The organism is Olivibacter sp. CPCC 100613 (genome assembly GCF_036959255.1).
In the GTDB taxonomy this organism is placed as follows: domain Bacteria; phylum Bacteroidota; class Bacteroidia; order Sphingobacteriales; family Sphingobacteriaceae; genus Olivibacter.
Window position 1 is genome coordinate 343,862 of the sequence record NZ_JAWMTI010000005.1, and the last position, 19,953, is coordinate 363,814.

At 39.7% G+C, this 19,953-nt stretch carries 12 protein-coding genes; 8 read left to right on the forward strand and 4 right to left on the reverse strand.

Going from position 1 to position 19,953, the window contains the following annotated elements; genetic code table 11:
* Positions 1 to 135: 135 nt before the first annotated feature.
* The gene (locus tag RYH73_RS17645) at positions 136 to 828 is read left to right on the forward strand and encodes an RluA family pseudouridine synthase (protein WP_335314775.1); all 693 of its coding nucleotides are present in this window, start codon (positions 136 to 138) and stop codon (positions 826 to 828) included.
* A 20-nt stretch (positions 829 to 848) separates the two neighbouring features.
* Here RYH73_RS17645 and RYH73_RS17650 read toward each other — a convergent pair whose 3' ends face one another.
* From RYH73_RS17650 to RYH73_RS17660, 3 genes are all read right to left on the reverse strand, one after another.
* Positions 849 to 1,646 (reverse strand): AraC family transcriptional regulator, encoded by a 798-nt coding sequence (locus RYH73_RS17650; RefSeq protein WP_335314776.1) that lies wholly within the window; start codon positions 1,644 to 1,646, stop codon positions 849 to 851.
* A 163-nt stretch (positions 1,647 to 1,809) separates the two neighbouring features.
* A complete protein-coding gene (locus RYH73_RS17655) occupies positions 1,810 to 2,484 on the reverse strand; it encodes a hypothetical protein (RefSeq protein WP_335314777.1) in 675 nt (224 codons plus the stop codon).
* 500 nt (positions 2,485 to 2,984) lie between these two features.
* A complete protein-coding gene (locus RYH73_RS17660; protein WP_335314778.1) occupies positions 2,985 to 3,380 on the reverse strand; it encodes a hypothetical protein in 396 nt (131 codons plus the stop codon).
* 252 nt (positions 3,381 to 3,632) lie between these two features.
* Between RYH73_RS17660 and RYH73_RS17665 the strand changes: the two genes are divergently transcribed.
* The 3 genes from RYH73_RS17665 (at position 3,633) to RYH73_RS17675 (ending at position 7,465) form a co-directional block, all read left to right on the forward strand.
* Positions 3,633 to 4,781, forward strand: coding sequence for an aldose epimerase family protein (locus RYH73_RS17665; RefSeq protein ID WP_335314779.1), 1,149 nt, complete (start codon positions 3,633 to 3,635; stop codon positions 4,779 to 4,781).
* 130 nt (positions 4,782 to 4,911) lie between these two features.
* Positions 4,912 to 6,069, forward strand: a complete 1,158-nt coding sequence (locus RYH73_RS17670; protein ID WP_335314780.1) for a PepSY-associated TM helix domain-containing protein — start codon at positions 4,912 to 4,914, stop codon at positions 6,067 to 6,069.
* A 325-nt stretch (positions 6,070 to 6,394) separates the two neighbouring features.
* Positions 6,395 to 7,465: a glycosyl hydrolase gene (locus RYH73_RS17675; RefSeq protein WP_335314781.1), complete on the forward strand. Its 1,071-nt coding sequence runs from the start codon at positions 6,395 to 6,397 to the stop codon at positions 7,463 to 7,465.
* A 202-nt stretch (positions 7,466 to 7,667) separates the two neighbouring features.
* Here RYH73_RS17675 and RYH73_RS17680 read toward each other — a convergent pair whose 3' ends face one another.
* Entirely contained in the window at positions 7,668 to 7,907 is a 240-nt protein-coding gene (locus RYH73_RS17680; RefSeq protein WP_335314782.1) for a hypothetical protein, read from the reverse strand.
* Between the two features lie 388 nt (positions 7,908 to 8,295).
* Here RYH73_RS17680 and RYH73_RS17685 point away from each other — a divergent pair, with 388 nt between their 5' ends.
* The 4 genes from RYH73_RS17685 (at position 8,296) to RYH73_RS17700 (ending at position 19,893) form a co-directional block, all read left to right on the forward strand.
* Entirely contained in the window at positions 8,296 to 12,453 is a 4,158-nt protein-coding gene (locus RYH73_RS17685; RefSeq protein WP_335314783.1) for a hybrid sensor histidine kinase/response regulator transcription factor, read from the forward strand.
* Between the two features lie 148 nt (positions 12,454 to 12,601).
* Positions 12,602 to 15,742, forward strand: coding sequence for a SusC/RagA family TonB-linked outer membrane protein (locus RYH73_RS17690; RefSeq protein WP_335314784.1), 3,141 nt, complete (start codon positions 12,602 to 12,604; stop codon positions 15,740 to 15,742).
* 17 nt (positions 15,743 to 15,759) lie between these two features.
* Positions 15,760 to 17,460, forward strand: coding sequence for a RagB/SusD family nutrient uptake outer membrane protein (locus RYH73_RS17695; protein WP_335314785.1), 1,701 nt, complete (start codon positions 15,760 to 15,762; stop codon positions 17,458 to 17,460).
* 36 nt (positions 17,461 to 17,496) lie between these two features.
* Positions 17,497 to 19,893, forward strand: coding sequence for a sugar-binding domain-containing protein (locus RYH73_RS17700; protein WP_335314786.1), 2,397 nt, complete (start codon positions 17,497 to 17,499; stop codon positions 19,891 to 19,893).
* Positions 19,894 to 19,953: the final 60 nt, after the last annotated feature.

The window sequence follows — 19,953 nt, forward strand, 5'->3', positions numbered from 1 at the left end:
TATCTGATGAATATACTAATAACTAGTTTATCAAGCAATTAAGGGTTAATTTTTTTTCTTTACTGTTACAATCATTCTCTTTATGCAAAGAGATCTTTTTACTATCTTTGTATTGATATGCTATGAATGCTGTTTATGCCTAGAATAGATCAACATATTCTTTATGAAGACGAGCATCTAATTGCCATTAATAAACCTCCCGGTTATTTAGTGGAAGCCTCTGTCAAAGAAAAAAGAGCCCTCGAGGAAATTCTCAGTGACTCTTTAAGCAAGAAACACCATAAGGATATACAAGTACGAGCGGTGCATCGACTTGACAGACGTGTGAGTGGATTACTACTCTTTGCCAAAACTATGGAGGCGCTAGAGGCTATGATCCTACTTTTTAAAACGAGACAAGTCAAAAAGACCTATTGGGCAATTGTAACGACCCCTCCAGCGGTTCCTTCCAACAAATTAGTTCATTGGTTAACACGCGATAAAGAGCAAAACATCACCTTCACTCACGAAGAAGCACAACCCGATAGTGTAAAAGCAGAATTAGCGTATCGCGTCTTGAAAAGGATGGATGATTTTGTTTTAGTAGAGGTATACCCCTTTACCGGCAGAACCCATCAAATCAGGGCACAGCTGGCGGCAATCGGCTGCCCTATCGTAGGAGACTATAAATATGGTTTTCCGAGAGAGAAGCCAAGAAGAGCGATCGCATTACATGCAAAGAAGTTGCAGTTCTTGCACCCCATAAACCAGCAAGTGATTCATTTGGAAGCGCCTATTCCAGATGCACAATTGTGGAATAATTTTGAACAGGCCTCCTCCTCTATTTAGTTTATTGTAATACCAAATGCTTACCGATTACTACGATAAGCACTGGGCGAAACCCCTGCAAGTCTTTTGAACACTTTGTTAAAGTAAGAAGGGTCTTTAAACCCTAATTCAAAGTTGATCTCCTTTATTGAGCGCCGTGTAGTTCCAAGGAGTCGCTTAGCTTCCAACAAGGTTCTTGCTGACACAACATCGTGTACAGACGAACCTAACACCTGCTTAGCAATTTTATTTAAGCGCCAGAGCGGCACATTCAACTCTTTCGCATAGAACCGAGAATCTTTATGTTCTTTGTAATGTAATTCAACACTTCTTTTCAATTGCCTCATTAAATCCCAGTCTTCCTTTAATGATCTGTTATCTTTACTACGTATGTGAATTGCTTGCGGATAAACCCAGATTATATTTATTAATTTGGCAATTAAAAAGTCCAATGATTCTTGCATCCAGTTCCGTTCCAATATTTCCCAAAAAGATTTGAAATCTAACAACTGTATATCATCAAGATCGAAAAAAACCTGAGGTATTAACAACCATTCCAGCAGCGTATTCCTCCCTTTGCTTTCTACTGAATTAATAAGGAAATCCTCTGAAAAATGCAATAGATATCCTGCTTGAGGTGGTGACAAAAATGAGGCCCTCTGTCCTGGCGCTATATAGAACACACGATTAGTCACTAACTCATATTCTTTACAGTCTACTTTCAAGACTCCTTTACCACCCGTTACCCAAAGAACTATATAGAACTCCGTATCAAGCACTAGGGTTTCTTTTATCCGATTCTGTCCTTGAATACGCGTTAGCCTCGAATTTAATGGCATAGATTGAAATTTATATTTTCGTTAAAATAAAAGAAAAAACAATCATCGTGCTAAAGAGTTTGAGAAGCGAGGAAGGCTCATAAAGTGTCCAAAATTTGTTTATCAAAACAAATAGGTGCTTAGGAAAGGGAATCCACAATTTATATATAAAAAAGTAAAATTTCTACATAAGCACTTCATTAATGATCCGATATTCTAAAAAAGTAATCTTATCGCTATAGTAAACAGCGTCATTTTTCGCTTGATAGATAAGCTCACATAATTGAGCCTCACTCCAAACACCATACAAGAGTGTAAAAACTGTTATCTTCCTGATTGACATCATCTGTAAACAAATAGCCGCCAATAAATTAACTCCCGATCGCGCATCTATTTGCAGGCCAAATTGAATGGCCAGCTTTTGTGCGAGGATGATACCATCGTTGTTGGCCAATCGTATTAAATCTTCTGTTTCATTGGAGAGAACGGTATCTGAACAAGTCCAAGGTACAATAAGTTCCCAATTCTTCTGTCCGGAAAGGTGATCGACAATCGCCTTAAGCCTATAAAGCTCGGTAGTGGGGCTAAAGGTTTTCAAGTATGCTTCTATATCATTCAAGTATATGCTAGAATCATTATCAACAAAAAAGTCGGCAACTTGCGCACTGTCAAGGGTACCCATCTTTGAATTGCTATATGTCCAATGATTCTGCGCAGGAACAGGAATATATTTACCGTAAACCACTCCTTTTATTCCGCAACTTTGATAGTGGATTTCCAAAAGTAAACTCCTAACCAAAGCGTCTTGATATGCGTGAAAGGCGGTATTTTCATCAATAAATAAATGTCTATTAGTCATTTCAATCATATTTCGGACCCGTATAAATTATTTAATTGGAAAATTCTGTAGGTTGGACGCCTTCCTTTCCCAGAAATTTGTATTTAAAAAGCCTTTAAAAGTACATGAACAGCAAATGTACTATATGAAAGCTTCGAAAACGGGTGTTTTTCTCACAAAAGAGGGTACTTTTTAGACACAGGAATGTGTAAGTAAAGATAAGCGAGGTACGCAGAGGATGTTAAGCTAATAGCTATTCGAAATATCGAAATGATTCGTGATCAAAGAAGATCCTTTAATCACTTTTTGTGTGCAAAAGAACTTCTATTGTAGATGGGGTTAATTGCTTACATTTCATCAAACGTCCTTGATCATTATGTATACAAACAATATCATGCTCCTTTTGTACAGTAAAATGCACCGTACATTCATCTGCCGTCTGAAATTTTACCTCATAAAATTCCTGGCAATCCTCTATAGTAACGTAAAACATAATCTAGGTTTTATGTTAAAGTCCAATGTTAGCAATCCGTGTTATCATCTTCCGAAGATTCGTTCGAATAAACAGTATTTTCTGGTTGGTTAATCAAGTAGTTTATATCATAGTAATGCAATTTACCCAACCTGTTCATCACGTCATAACTATAAATAGCCTTAATATGCATCATGGTCTCGGTCTCCTCGTGCGGATTATACAGATATGTCATCGGTTGCGAAGGAAAGGCCGCAAACTGTCTATCATCAAAAAAGATAGCTGCGCAAAACATAGCATTATGGATAGGTTCGCTCTCCAGAGATTGACAAAAATCATCAATATCCTTTCTCGTTACCATACTATTCACTGCAAATAGTTGAATCAGGTATACTTTTGAATTATTTGTTTCAATTCGTTTCTTAATAAAAGTAATTTCCTTCATATACATAAGTCCGGTGCTAAAGCACCTTATCTGGAAGACATATAACTGAAACAGCTCCCCTTCCTTCTTAACAACATTTTTTTTCCAATTTTGTTAAAAAAAATCATTTCACAAAATCAAACACATTAAGTTTTCTCTATCCGTGCAAATTATCTCGTTTTTTCACGCAAATAGAGAAATTCCGATTTATTAATCTATTTTCTGTATGTTTGAATGAAATAAAAGCTTTTCACCTCGTCTATAAACCCTAGTATGTTAAAGCTCAAGTACAATTTTTCTTTATTCGCCTTCGCGACCGCCATTGTGATCTTATCATGTGTACAAAAAGCGACTAATTCAAAAGTAAAATCCAGCTTGGAAAAAGCTAATTTTGAAGCGATCGTTAACGGAGATTCCACTCATTTGTTTACACTCAAGAATCCTCACATGGAAGTAGGTATCACAAACTATGGTGGTCGAATCGTTTCTCTCTTGGTTCCCGATAAAAACAACAGCCCATTGGACGTCGTTCTCGGTTTTGACAATATTCAAGACTACCTCGCTAAACCAAATTCATTCGGTGCTACAATGGGTCGAGTTACCAATCGTATTGCCAACGGCACATTTGTATTGGACGGTGATACGATCCGAATCGACAAGAATAACGGACAACATGCAATTCATGGAGGAAGTAAAGGTTGGCGTCAACAGGTTTTTAAAGGTAACCAGCGAAACGACAGCACACTATTCCTTTCTTACCGCTCTCCGGATGGAGAATCAGGTTTTCCTGGTAACGTAGAAGTAAACATACAATACACCCTCACACAAAACAATGCACTAAGAATTGACTACACCGCCAAGAGCGACAAAAAAACAGTCATTAATCTGACAAATCATAGTTTTTTTAATCTAAGTGGTAATCCCCAAAATATAGTACTTGACGACATCCTCTTTGTTAACGCGGGGTATTTCACACCAGTAGATTCCCAGGCTATTCCCACAGGTAAAATAGTCCCGGTATTAAATACACCTTTCGATTTTACAACACCTATTAAGATCAAGGATGCAATAAAACGCGACAGCACCTCGGAACAATTGAGATTTGTATCCGGTTTCGATCATAATTGGGTCCTAGATACAAAGGGAAATTTAAACGATCCCGCTGCAAGTGTTTATTCACCCATAAGCGGCATTAAATTAACCGTCTATACTGATGAGCCCGGGATACAAGTTTACACAGCTAATACCTTAGATCAATCCCAAAAAGGAAAAAAAAATATTCCTTTTCGGAAGTATGGTGCTATTTGTCTAGAAACACAACACTTTCCGGATACGCCCAATAAACCAAGTTGGCCTTCCATTGTACTAAATCCCGGCGAAAAATATCACAGTACCTGCATCTATGAATTTGGCATAGAATAAATCGATCTTCCGATTTATATGGATCATAGCCATCAGATAACGTAAAATAATTTGCGAATATGCTCGCCATGTTTTTACTTTGTTATTTAGATTTAATAAAAACAATATTGCTTCCGTCTAGATGCTATTAATGAAAGATATTAAAAAAGTCTTTGCCTGGTTACATTTATGGCTTGGATTAGCTGTAGGTCTTATATTTAGCGTCGTTGCGCTCACAGGTGCTATACTTGTTTTTGAGGAGGAGCTCGATCCGATATGCTATCCGTCTTTATATTATTTGAAGCAAACGAATAATGATTATCAATCATCATTATCCATTGACAGCTTATATAGCTTAGCCACCCAATACGCGAAGGGGGCAAAAATCAATTCCTTGATTGTGCGAGATAAATCTCGCCATCAGGCAGCTGTGCTCTTTCAAACCCACGGAGAACGCTTAACACGTCATCTTTTATCGGTTAATCCATACACAGGGCAGCTTCAACAAGATATTAAGGGCAGCCAACATCTTTTTACATTCTCAGAAGAGCTACATAGGCAACTTCTTATGGGAAAAACAGGAAAAGCCATTACAGGGATCTGCTGTTTATCCTATTTAGTAATTTTAATAACCGGTTTGGTCTTATGGTGGCCTAAGCACAAAAAAAACTTGAGACAACGTCTTAAGATAAAATGGGATGCAAAATTTAAACGCTTAAATTGGGATCTACATGCAGTGGCAGGCTTTTATTCGCTTCCTTTTGTGTTCCTTATTACGTTTACGGGGTTAACTTGGAGTTATAAATGGTTCAATGAAGGTATTTTTTTTCTTTTTGATGGTGAAGGTCCGCAAAAAGAATTTGTACAAGGAAATGAGCAACTACAATCACAAGGCAATATACTTCAAGATATCTATCGCCAAACACAATCCTTACTTCCTTACGCAAGTAATTTTACGTTGTACTTTCCTGTTGAAAAAACCGCAGCCTTACGGGTTAGCAAAGAGCAATCTCATGCAAGTATACCCAACGTGGTAGATCAGTTGTTCTTTGACCGTAATACGGGCGCACTCATTAAAAAGGAACTGTACAATACGCGCTCGAAAGGTATGAAAGTACGCCGTTTAATCTTTCCCATTCACACCGGTAGCCTTTATGGTTTTCCGACCAAATTACTTGCTTTTTTTTGCTCTCTTATTGGCGCTAGTCTTCCTATAACGGGCTTTATTATTTGGCTCAAAAGAAAAAAGAAGAAAAAGCCTATTAAAGTCAACCACCTTATTCGTAAAGATTATGAACTAGTCAATTAAAAGTGACTTCTCATTTCATTTCTTGCCTTACACTCCCCGTTGCTGATAACAAGTAAATTTGTTTATCCGATTTATTTTCGACTAGACCTGCGTGTCCCTGCGCAAGAAAAGAGATTAATTTAGATCACAAAAAACTCCTTCCAGGCATCATGAAGGCCGAAATTTCACATTTTCACATTTAGCACAATTATTACACGTTTTTATACATATTTTTACATTATCCAACCGAGACTTAGCGAGAAACTGGGAGGAAATAAGATTATTAGCCGATCCTACTGTTCAAGCCTCCATTTCTCCATGTTTCTTTTAACATTAAAGCGAGTATATGAAACATGTTTTACTTAAAATTTTAAATGTCGCCCTACTACTGGCAATCGTCGCTTGCGTAAAGGATCCTTTTCCCGGAGGAGGGGACAGTGAACTCGAGCCTGTACCTCCAACCGACACAACAACCACACCACCTCCGGACACAACAATAATCAATGATTTCTTTTTTGGCGTGAATGGGCACCCTCTCAATCAGGAGGCGTACGCAACGCTATCCGCTCCGGAACAAATGTTACTATTGAAGTCTCTCGGGATGAACATCTATCGTGTAGATTTCACCGTGACGAGTCAGGGAAAAATCATTCCAAAACAACGGTTTGAGACATTACGTGAGGCCGCAACAGCCTCCAATATAACGATCTTGCCCATGTTACCGGATGCTAAATTGGATTACAACAGCTCTGAAGATGTGGCTTACCGACAGGGATATGACAGAGGCTACGGCTTTGCACAGGAAAACGGTAATTATTTCACTTTCTATAACATTGGCAACGAACTGGACAATGATTGCATACTTCCTAATAAATCCGGAAAAATAGTGGAACATTACGATCAAAAAAAGTTCAAAATAATAGCCGCTCATCTAAAAGGAATGGATGAAGGAATTAAGGCAGTGGATAAAGATGCAAAAACCATGATCAATGCGAGCTGGATGCATTATAAATACCTCCAAATGCTCGAACAATATGGCATCAACTATGATATAGTTGCCTATCATTGGTACAGTGATATGGAATCAGCCGCCGTCAGCGCTTATCAAATAAATGATATAACAGAATTTTTAACCAAACAATTCGACAAGCCAATATGGCTTACGGAAATCAATATACGAAACAAAAATGGCAAGATCTCCGAGGAGAGCCAACGTGATTTTCTCAATACCGTAATCGCCAAATGCCAAAAGAATCCTGGAGTACAAGCCGTAATTATTTATGAACTCTTCAATCAACCTGTCTTTAACAGCATTGAATCTTATTATGGCTTATTTGACTGGGAACAACCTTACAAAAAATATAAAGCCAAACTTTGGGCTTCGGAACAAACAACAAAAACCTCAAAAGGTGGTTAAAAATACTGCTTATCTCGGGCGAGATAAGCAGTTTCTACATGATCAAGTATCCAACCGTAACCTTAGTAGAATTTCTTTATAGTAATGTACTGACAACTTTCTAAACCAAAGCTAACTAGAAAAATAGCCTTTTATTGCGTGTTAAACAATTTGTGTATTTTTTTGTATAAAAATGTGATAAAAACAAAAAGCTCTTCTACCTTTAATATATACCGTCGTCAGATCTAAAACATTTTATCTTGTTAAGAAAAATCGCCAGGTCCTCTTCCTTTATTCCTTCCCAAGTATAGCTTTCCAAATCATTCAGCTCAAGCTGTTTGCTCTCGAAGCTCTCGGTTAGTACCCAACGTTCATCTATTCGCAGAAACGGAACACAAAATTTCCCGCTATATTCTATCTTTCTTTTCAATCTTATACTTAACCTATTTAATGGGGGTATCATGTTTTTATGTTATGGGGCTAAGATACTACTCATTAATGACATGTTAATTCACAAAACACAATATACCTGAAAACCGCTAGTCATTTCTCATTTCACCGAGAAATCACCTGCGTTTACCGAGTTATTCCTCCCACAGACCTAATTAGCCTCAAAGTTTATCAAAGCACATTTTATCTTTGAATTAAACAACAAGATAGTATTAACCCATAATTTACGGGTAGACTCTTTTCCATCATATCGAACTATATATACAATCCCTGTTGACCGTGCTAAAGAACCAGCCATCTTCGGGGTTTTTCTTTATTTCCCAAACCTATAGAAGTTGTAAAGCAGAAACGATTTTCACTGAAATCTCGTATTTTTATCCTTTTAAAGAATTGCTCTCACTATGCCTATTCTGATATACCTATGGTTATTGCTTTCTCCTTTAGCAGCACTTGCGTTCGACAGCGCTCCTTACCGCCAATACAACTATACGCTACAAAATGGACTACCTTTTAACAATATTCGGGATATAAAACAAGACCATACTGGCTTTATTTGGATAGCAACCGAGAATGGCTTAAGCCGTTTTGATGGAAAAGTTTTCAAAAACTTCAGCTACAATGTCTCATCTTCGCAAGGTTTGTTGGGTAATTATGTGCAATCGATCCTGATCGATAAAAAAGGTACACTCTGGGTATCTTCCAGAAAAGGGATTAGCAAATACAACAGCGCAACAGAGTCTTTTACGCATTATCCAATTTTAGCATCGGTAAAGGGGCAATATAAGATGGACGTTGGCTGTATCAGTAATTCAAACGACAAGGATGTGTTATGGATTTCCGCTAATGGTCTAGGCGTTTATCGCTTCCGTAAATCGTCTGGTGCTTTCACCCGATATACCGCAGAAAACCTTGTAGGTCTGCCATCCAATATGGTGACGGCTATATTGGAAGACAGTCGAGGATTATTGTGGATCGGTAGCCAGGACGCAGGATTGCAGGTTTTCACGCAACACCGTAACATGCTAAAACCATTTTATCCCATTCAATCTACGCTAAAAGAAAAGCCTTTTTGTCGCATACATAACATTATGGAAGATCCCTCTGGAAACATTTGGATCGCAACCGACAGCGGTCTCTTCACTTATCGTCGGCGTAGTGGTAAAGGACAATGGATTACTGCGGAAGCCCTAGGTACACCTCATAACCATTATTTAAGTGTAGCTTGTCAGAACAATAAGGAGTTTTACCTCGGTATTCTAGACGGTGGTGCCTTTCATATAAAATTTGAGGAAAGCAAGGATAATAGCGTTATCATCAAGCAAGTTTCATCCGCAAATGAGGCCGATTCAACACCGAACGGCCTCCACAGAAGGTCAATTACCAGTTTATTTTTTGATCGAGATGAAAATTTATGGGTAGGCTCATACGGAGATGGTGTCTTTCTCATAGCCAAACCCATTTATCCCTTCTTTAATCTCTATAAAAGTCAATTAGGTTATAGTCATAAAACCGATCAAAATATCCGCTTTTATGGGTTGTTGGAAGATGCAATGGGAAACCTTTTTATTGGGACGGATGGTCATGGAATCTTTAAACTCGATCAGGAGAATAAATTGGTAAAACACTACACAAAAGAAAAGAACAAACCATTCAGCTTATCTGACAACAACATACTCGCTACCTTAAAAGATCACAACAATCAACTTTGGTTTGGTTCTTATCGGGGTGGTCTTATGCGGTACAATCCCAAAGAAGACAACTTCACACACTTCAAAGCGGACCCCACAAACGAAGGAGCCCTTGGCTCAAACGATGTCCGTACTATATTTGAGGATAGAAAACAACAGCTTTGGATAGGTACAAACGGCGGAGGACTTAATAGATTAAACTACTCAACGCAAAAATTCACCACCTTTATTCCTCAAAATAGCACGATTCCCTCTAACGATATCCGCTCAATCGTTGAGGATAGACAGGGTAACCTCATTGTTGGTACCTACGGAGCGGGCATTACCTATTTTGAGCAGGAAAGAGAACACTTTCATCCTTTTTTTCCGGATAGCAAGGATTTTGAGAGACTAAAATCAGAAGTCATTTATGATCTAGCCATTCTCAGTGATGGTTATTTATGGATTGCTACAGAAAGTAACGGACTATTCGTGTATGATATGGAGAAAAAACGTTTTGCTTATAACTTCCATGAAAGAAATGGTTTAACAAGCAATACCATTCTCGCCATTCAACAAGATGAGCAAGGGCATTGCTGGGTAAGTACGCTGCAAGGCTTATCGAGCATTCATTTAAAGTCAAAAGTGATCGTCAACTATGGAACTGGTTCAGGAGTTCAAGAGGGCACGTTCAATCCACGCGCATCCCTATATAGTAAAACAAGAAATCAACTTTTCTTTGCAGGGACTGGGGGCTTAACTTATTTCAAGCCAAAAAATATAATTTATAGAAAACCTCAACGGGATATCATTTTAACGGGATTGGATTTTTTAGATAAAGAAAATCCTTCATACTCCAGTAGGGCAAATCCTGCTCAACTACGATCGTTAAATGACATAAATAAATTAGTACTCCCCTATTATTCATCTACCTTTACCTTACATTACGCCTCGTTGAGCTTTGGACAGTCGAGCCAACACCGCTTCGCCTATAAACTGGAAGGATTGGATGAGCACTGGAACTATGTCGGTAATGAGCAAACCGCCACTTATCGTTATTTGCCTCCTGGTCGTTATACTTTTCGGGTCGCACTCGAACAAGGGGGTAAAATTTTCGCTGGCAGCATGAAGCAATTACATCTCGCAATCCTACCGCCATGGTATAAAACAGGATGGGCCTATTTTATCTACGTTATAGTAACCGTTACCATTCTGTACTATTATAGGCGTCATCAATTACAAAAACAGCATCTTAACTATCAACTTAAAATCAGCCAATTGGAGCGGGCCAAAGAACAAGAAATTAACGCTTTAAAAATAAATTATTATACCCGTTTGTCACACGAGTTCCGTTCCAGCTTAACACTCATTCTACAACCGGTTAAGGAATTGCTCAACAAAAAGGACACCAATGAATTCGATCAGACCCCTTCTGTCAAAACGCTGTATGTAAACACTAATCGTCTCTTAAGACTTGCCAATCAAGCACTCACGTTTAGAAAAGACAATTTAACGAAAGAGAATTTACAAATACAATCAACAGATTTGGTCAGTCTGATCTTAGAGGTATTAAATTGCTTCAATCATCAGGTTAAACAAAAGAATCTATCTGTAACGTTTCATACGCAATTTGAAGAGTTTATCTTAGCAATAGATCGTGAAAAAATGGAAATGGTATTGTTTAATCTCGTATTCAATGCGATTAAATTCACAAAAGAAGGAACCTTAGAAATCAACTTGACATCTATCAACAAAACGACTATTTTATTGAGCATAAAAGACAGTGGTTGCGGTATCGACAAGCAGGTCGGTGACAAATTGTTCGACCCCTTTACGCATCATCCATCTAACCTCAATAGCACCTTGGGCTCAGGTTTTGGCGTTGGATTATGGATGGTAAAATCGTTGATTGAGTTACATGACGGTCGTATTTATTATGAGAGTGAGCTACAGAAAGGAACAACCTTCTATTTGGAACTCCCCATCAAAGAACCTATCGTGCACATGCCACCTACACAGGATAAGCTCACAACGGGATCAATCGATATACTCCTTAACGGGCAAGAGGAAACTCCTCCTGCCCCCCTGGCAACAAGGGCGACTTCCTTTTGCAAATTATTAGTAATTGATGATGACATCAGCTTAACCGATTATCTAGCAAGTATGTTGTCCAAACACTTTGAGGTGTCTATTCAACATGACGTAAATGGTGCCCTTCAGTTATTAAATGACAGCTTACCCGATCTCATTCTTTGCGATATTGTGATGGAAGAACATAACGGAATCGAATTTTGTAAACAAGTAAAGAATGATCCTTCCAGAAGGCATATCCCAATCATTTTGCTCACCGCGTCCCATAACACAGAGACTAAGTTGGAAGGTATCCAAAGTGGTGCTGATGACTATATTACCAAACCTTTTGATATCGAGGTATTAACTGCTAAAATACAGGGTATATTAAAAAGTAGACGTGATTTAAAAGATTATTTTTTCCACCATATTACCGATGGTGCTAAATTCCAAAAGATTAGCATGGAAGATCAAGAGTTACACGACAAGTGTTTACTCATTATAGAAAAACGACTGACCGATGCGAATTTTAATGTTCATCAACTAGCAGATGCCTGCAGTCTCACTTATGCAACCTTGAGCAATCGGATTAAGGAGATGCATAACCTTAGTCTCAACAGCTTTATTCGTACCGTTCGATTGGATATCGCAGCGCGCTTATTTCTATCTTCCGAATCCACCATATATGAAGTAGCCTATCAAGTAGGGATACGTGATCTTAAGTATTTTAGAGAACAATTCGCTAAGCAGTATGGAATGAACCCCTCCGAGTACATTAAGAAGTACAGGAAGCCATTTCATAATGTTCATCACGCGAAATAGGCCCTTTTTATATTTACCCCCTCTTTTTTTTTATTTTACCCCTCACTTTGCAAGGGGGGGATAAACGAGATTTGCTCCTCATAAACTAATCGATTATAACGGGATTGTATCCTAACGCGTCAGTTTGTTTATCCTAACCAATAGTATTATGAGTTCTATTTACAATCGATCACGAGGATTTGTACAAGTATGTTTAGCATTCGCTATGTTTCATACCTTTGTTATTCACAACGTACAAGCAACTGTTATTCCATTTGACACTGGAAACAAACAGTCACACTTAAAACAGCAAGCCACCATCGGAATAGTGGTGGATGAAAATGGAAACCCACTTCCCGGAGTCAGCATCCGTGCAAAAAATGGGCAAAGTGGTGGGAGCACAGATGCACAAGGAAAGTTCAGTATACAAGTCCCTACGACAGAAACAACCTTGGTAATAAGCTATGTAGGTTATCTGACACAAGAAGTGGATATCATCCCTAATCAGGTAATCCGTATCAACCTACAACCCGATGCACAATCACTCAATGAAGTAGTAGTTGTAGGCTATGGAACCCAAAAAAGGGCAACCGTTACCGGCTCTATCTCAGAGGTAAAGGGAGCTGATATCGTAAAAAGTCCACAACCCAATGTATCGAATTCACTGGCAGGTCGTTTTTCAGGTTTGGTGGCAACCAATAGAGGAGGAGAGCCTGGTTATGACGGTTCACAGATACGCATTCGTGGCGTATCCACCACCGGTAATACAGATGTGCTCATTGTCGTAGATGGCGTCCCTGGTCAGGTAGGAGGACTAGAACGTCTGGATCCCAATGATATTGAAAGTATAAGTGTACTCAAAGATGCTTCTGCTGCTGTATATGGAAGTAGGGCTGCTAACGGCGTTATTTTAGTGACGACAAAAAAGGGTAGCAGCGGTAAGCCTACGGTATCATACAGTTTTAATCAAGGTTTTTCTTCCCCTACCCGATTGCCCAACATGGCCGATGCAGCCACATATGCCGCTATACGAAATGAAATAAGCTATTACAACAATCCAGCCGGCGGTCTGTTTCAGTCCTATACTGCCGATGAAATTGAGAAATTCAGAAATGGGTCAGACCCGGAGAATTATCCCAATACTGACTGGCAAAAAGAAGTATTGGCCAATACCGCTTCACAAAGCCAGCACAATCTCTCCGTCAACGGAGGTTCAGAAAAGGTAAAATATTTTGTTTCTGCCGGAACGCTCAAACAAGATGGCATTTTCAAGAACGGTGTAACCAATTTCAGGCAATACAACTTCCGATCGAATATCGATCTCGATGTCACTGATCGTTTTAAAATAGGGATGTCGCTGGCCGGTCGTGAAGAGAAACGTCTTTTCCCCACCACTGGAGCCGGTGATATCTTTCGTAATTTATACCGAGCGTACCCAACGGTTTTACCTCGATACGCCAATGGTTTACCAACCAGCGGTATTGAAAACAACAACCCTGTTATGATGGTAACCGATGCAGGAGGAACGAACCAAAACCCAAAACAAACTTTCAACGGTATCCTCCGCGCATCCTATCAACTGCCTGTCGAAGGCCTTATGTTAGACGGGTTCTTTGCTGTAGATCGTTCTACAGAATCAGGAAAGAACTTTATCGTTCCCTATTTAGTTTACAATTATGACGCAGCAACGGGAGTTTATCAACCACGTACTGTCGGAGAATCAAAAGCACAACTACAGCAGTTTCAAGAAAACACGTCCTTAACCACGTCTCATATTAAATTAAACTATGCACGTAGTTTTGGATTGCATAATATCAAAGCCTTTGCCGCTTACGAGCAAAGCGAGCGGACACTCAGTAGAATGGAGGCAGGCCGTCGCAATTTCCCTTCTTCCCTCACACCAGAATTGTCACAAGGAGGTACTTCTTTAGAAGATCGTACAAACGAGGGCTTAAGTTGGCGCGAGAGTCGTACGAGTTTCATCAGCAGGGTCAACTATAACTACGATGAGAAGTACTTGGTAGAGGCACAATTACGGGTAGATGGTTCGTCCATCTTTCCAAGCAATAATCGTTATGGATACTTTCCCGGCATTTCTGCAGGTTGGCGCATCTCCCAAGAAAATTGGTTCAAAGATCGGATTAAATTCTTCGACGATTTAAAATTACGCGCCTCATATGGTGAATTAGGGGGGGACAATGTTGGCGCGAATCAATTCGTAAACAATTACATTTTCGGCAACTATTACACATTGGGCAGTAGCATATATCCCGGCATTGATTTAAGCAAATTGGCAAATCCGAACATCACTTGGGAGGTATCCAAAAAAACAGATGTTGGTTTTAACGCCCAATTTTTGAAGAATTTCAACATGGAATTCATTTATTTCATGGAGAAACGGTCCAAAATACTGTTACCCCGAAATGCATCCGTCCCTGGCAGTACGGGTATCGTTAATCCTTTCCCAACCGATGACAACACCCCCCTTGTTCCCTCCGAAAACATAGGCAGAGTCGATAACAAAGGGCTCGAGGCCACTTTAGGTTATCAAAAAAGTGGTGCAATTAGTTTTGGTATTGCAGGAAATATCACCTACGTAAAGAGCAATGTTATTTTTAGAGATGAATCACCGGCGATATTACCCTACCAAAGCCAAACAGGCAGACCTTTAAATAGCTACCTGCTGTATCGTAGCATAGGTATATTCCGTAGTCAGGAAGAGTTGGATGCTTATCCGCATGTTGCAGGCGCAAAAGTTGGTGATTTAATATTGGAAGACTACAATGGAGATGGGGTTATTACTGCAGATGATATGGTCCAAACTAATTTAGGTAATATTCCACAGTTAACTTTCGGTTTAGCGCTTAATGCTTCTTATAAACAGGTTGATATCTCCGCTGTATTTGCGGGTCAAGGTAGAGTTCGCCAATACATTTTGGCCGAAGCAGGAACCATTGGTAATTACTTCAATACATGGGCAGAAAATCGCTGGAGCCCCGAGAATCCTACTGGTACATACCCACGTGTTGACGAAAGGGCTTCCTCTTCTATTAGTGGTGGCCTATATAAAAATGATTTCTGGTTGTTCAATACCGCATTTGTTCGTTTGAAAAGCATTGAATTAGGTTACACCCTACCAGAAACCCTCCTCAACAAACTAGGTATCAAATCACTACGGATTTTCACCAGTGGATTTAACCTTTTTACGATTACGAAATTGAAAGATTTCGACCCGGAAGGCTCAAGCGAAAGCGGTCAGTTCTATCCACAACAGCGTATCATTAACATTGGCGCTAACTTACGTTTCTAACATTAAACGCTAAAAACATGATTACCATACACAAAATAAAATTAGTTGTCTTAACAGCATTGGCTTTAACAACTGCCGGATGTAAAAAAGACTTTTTGGATGTTACCCCAACAGATAAAGTATCTGATGCCGCCGTTTTAGGTGATTCTGTCTTGTTTGAGGCATTCGTTGTCAATCGCTATCTTGGCGTACGACTTATTGATAAGGAGGCAGAGGGCACACCTCCTGGATTTGGAAGAGGCTTCGAGTATGCCATGTGGTCGTCTTTATCGGATGAATCGATTTACAACAATGATGACAATACCTGGTTCATTCAACGGGGGCAACTCTTACCGGAAAACACAGGGATCGCCGGTACCTTCTGGAAACGCAGTTATCGCAGCATTCGCGAATGTAATTATGCACTAGCACACATTAATGAGGTACCGATGAGCGAAGTGCATAAAAATTTATTAATTGCTGAATTGAAATTTATAAGAGCCTTTCGTTATCATGACCTCATTCGTAATTATGGTGGCGTTGTGTTGATAGGAGATAAGGTTGCCGAACTAACCGATGATTTCAGTGATCCGACTCTTTTTAAAAGAGAAGATTTAGCGACTAGCCTAGCTTATGTTTTAGCGCAATTGGACGAAGCGGCAACCAACCTTCCGGAAAACAACAATAATAACTGGTTGCGTGGTCGGGCGACAAAAGGAGCCGCGCTCGCCTTAAAATCCCGTCTTACATTATATGCCGCAAGCCCTCTTTATAATGTTGGAACCTGGGAAGCAGCCCTTCAAGCAGCAAACGCTGTTATCGCTTTAAACCGCTATGCTATTTCTCAAAATGGATATCGTGCGCTTTTTCGTAAAACCAGTGATGATAATGAGATTATCTTTGCTCGGTACTATTCAGTTGGTGCTCGACATGTTCCTATGGAAATTGCCAACGGTCCCAACGGTTATGATGGTTGGGCGGGAAATGTACCGCTGCAAAATTTAGTCGATGCATACCGCATGGCTAATGGAAAGCCAATTGCTGACCCAACATCAGGTTACGACCCTCAACGTCCTTATGTTGGACGTGATCCGCGTTTTTATCAAACCATTTTATATAATGGGGCTAGTTATCGCGATAGAAATGTAGAAACTTTTATTCCTGGTGGACGCGACAGTAAAGATGGCCCATCCAATTGGAATACCAGTAAAACTGGTTATTATCTAAAAAAATTCGTTGACGAAGATATGCCGATTAATAATCCTTGGAACATTGCAGGCTTACAACCTTGGATTTATTTCCGATATGCTGAAATTCTCTTAAATTTTGCTGAAGCGGCAAATGAACTTTCTGGACCCGATGCAATACCCGCAGGAGCTAGTTTTTCAGCTCGTGAAGCCCTGAATCAAATCCGTAGTCGCGCTGGCGTAGAAATGCCTTCTATAGTTGCAGGTTTGGGGCAGGACACCTTCAGGGAACTGATCCGTAATGAAAGACAGATCGAATTAGCATTTGAAGAACACCGATTTTATGACGTACGTCGTTGGAAAATTGCCGAACAAACAGAGAATGTTCCTGCCTATGGCATTGACATTACAAAAAATGGGGACACCTTTAGCTATGTAAAAAAAGTTGCGTTAGATGGTCGAAGTTTTGCGATAAAACATTACTGGTTGCCAATCCCGCGTGAAGAAATTCAGGCATCCAACAATACCTTACAACAGAATCCGGGATACTAACAGCGCTATTTTTTGTTATTTAAACCAGCAATACACATGAAAGAATTTGTAAGCACATTTATGGCGATAATCTTTGGATTATCAGCTATAGCTCAACAAGATAAGACGCTTTTCAACGATCAGTGGAAATTTCATTTGGGAGATATTTCGCAGGCAGCTGAAGTATCCTTTAATGATCAAGACTGGAAGCAGGTAATGCTACCCCATGATTGGAGCATTGCCGGTCCTTTCGACAAACAGTGGGCAAGTGCCACAGGCTACCTTCCAGGAGGTATTGGCTGGTATCGAAAAACATTTACGCTCACAACACACGACACAAAATTCAAGCACAGCATTTATTTTGATGGGGTTTATAAAAATGCAGAAGTCTGGATCAATGGTCATTATCTTGGAAAACGCCCAAACGGTTTTATTGCCTTTTATTATGACCTCAGTCCCTATCTCAAAAGTGGTAAAAACATCTTAGCTGTAAAAGTCGATCACAGCCAGTTTGCCGATGCTAGATGGTATACCGGTTCGGGCATTTATCGAAATGTATATCTTATTAGGCAACAGCCACTGCATTTTGCCACTTGGGGTATTGCCTTCCAAACACCTCAGTTAAATGACCAGGAAGCTCATGCAACGGTACTTATTGATTTAGTAAATGAAGATAAGCTAAAACTTTCCGATGTATCATTAACTGCTTCTTTGTTAGACAAAGGAGGTAACGTGGTCGCACAACAAAAACAACAAATCGATTTAACCGGTAATAAAGAGCAGCAAGCCAAGCTTCATCTACACCTGTTAAAACCAAATCGATGGTCGGTGGAAGACCCTTATCTTTATACCCTACAGGTACAATTAACTACCCCTAATCAAAAAGTCGACGCTTATCAAGAAAAGATTGGCTTCCGAACGTTTCGATTTGATGCCAACAAAGGCTTCTTTCTAAATAATCGGAATATGAAATTAAAAGGTGTATGCATACATGACGATGCGGGCGCTCTAGGCGTAGCTACCTTTGAGAGTCTTTGGCGAAGAAGACTGAAAACATTAAAAGAGGGTGGTGTCAACGCAATACGTATGAGCCATAATCCGCACGCCGATTTTTTTTATACTTTATGTGATGAGTTAGGCTTGCTCGTTATGGATGAAGCGTTCGACGAATGGGAATTCGGCAAAAACAAATGGATTGCTGGATGGAATGTAGGTATTCCCGGGAAAGACGGCTACCATCAGCATTTCCAAAACTGGGCTCAAACAGATGTCAAAGACATGATCCGCAGAAACCGAAATAGACCCTCCATCATACTTTGGAGTATTGGTAATGAAGTAGATTATCCCAATGATCCATATAGTCATGAAGTTTTAAGTGGTGGTAACAACCCACAAATATATGGAAAAGGCTATCTACCGGACCATCCACCTGCTAGCAGACTTGGAAAGCTTTCCAAATCGTTAGCAGATGCTGCTAAAAGTATAGATTCAACACGCACGATTACAGCCGCCTTAGCAGGTGTTGTCATGTCAAATACAACCACCTACCCTGAAAATGTGGACGTTGTGGGGTATAATTATCAAGAATATCGCTATGCAACTGATCATGTCAACTATCCGTCGCGCATTATTTATGGTAGTGAAAATGGCATGCAATATAAGGCATGGCTTGCGGTAGATACGAATGAATATATTTCAGGTCAATTTTTATGGACGGGTATCGATTATCTTGGTGAAGCTGGCAAATGGCCTAACAGAAGTAATGGTGCAGGTCTCTTGGATCTAGCGGGCTTACCAAAACCCGAGTACTATTTCAGACAAAGTTTATGGTCTACGGAACCGATGGTCTACATTGGTAGCTCATCGATTCCGGACGAAGATGACGACGGTATTTGGAGCCATAAAAAGGCAGATCCTGTATGGAATGCTACTTATGGTGATCAGCAAAGAATAACGGCTTTTTCCAATGCCGAAGAAGTGGAACTCTTCCTTAATGGTAAATCGTTTGGAAAAAAAAATAAAGGAGACTTTACCTCAGGTTTTGTTTACTGGGATATCCCTTTTAATCCCGGCACTTTGGAGGCAAAAGCCTATATAAATAAATCAGAGGTGGCCAGGTATACCATACATTCCACAAAGAAAGCCGTTAGATTAATTTACCAAATTTTAAATACGGGTAACGACCGGTTAAAAGAGGTGTTGATACAAGCGGTAGATGAGGTGGGTAACCCGGTATATATGGCCGATGATTCGATTGAGGTAAAAACTGATGGTATGGTTGAATTTAGAGGAATGGAAAATGGAAATCACCAAAATCTATGCAACTATTTATCCCGAAGCAATCAGCTTTACCACGGAAAAATACTTATCTATCTCTATAAACATGAACTAGATCAAAAGGCTGAATTAACAGTTGGATCAGCCGCCTACCCAAGTGTCAATGTACCGCTTTAGACTTTAAGATGTACGATATCACAAATCCCCATTTTCAGGTATTGCCATTTCATCGATAGC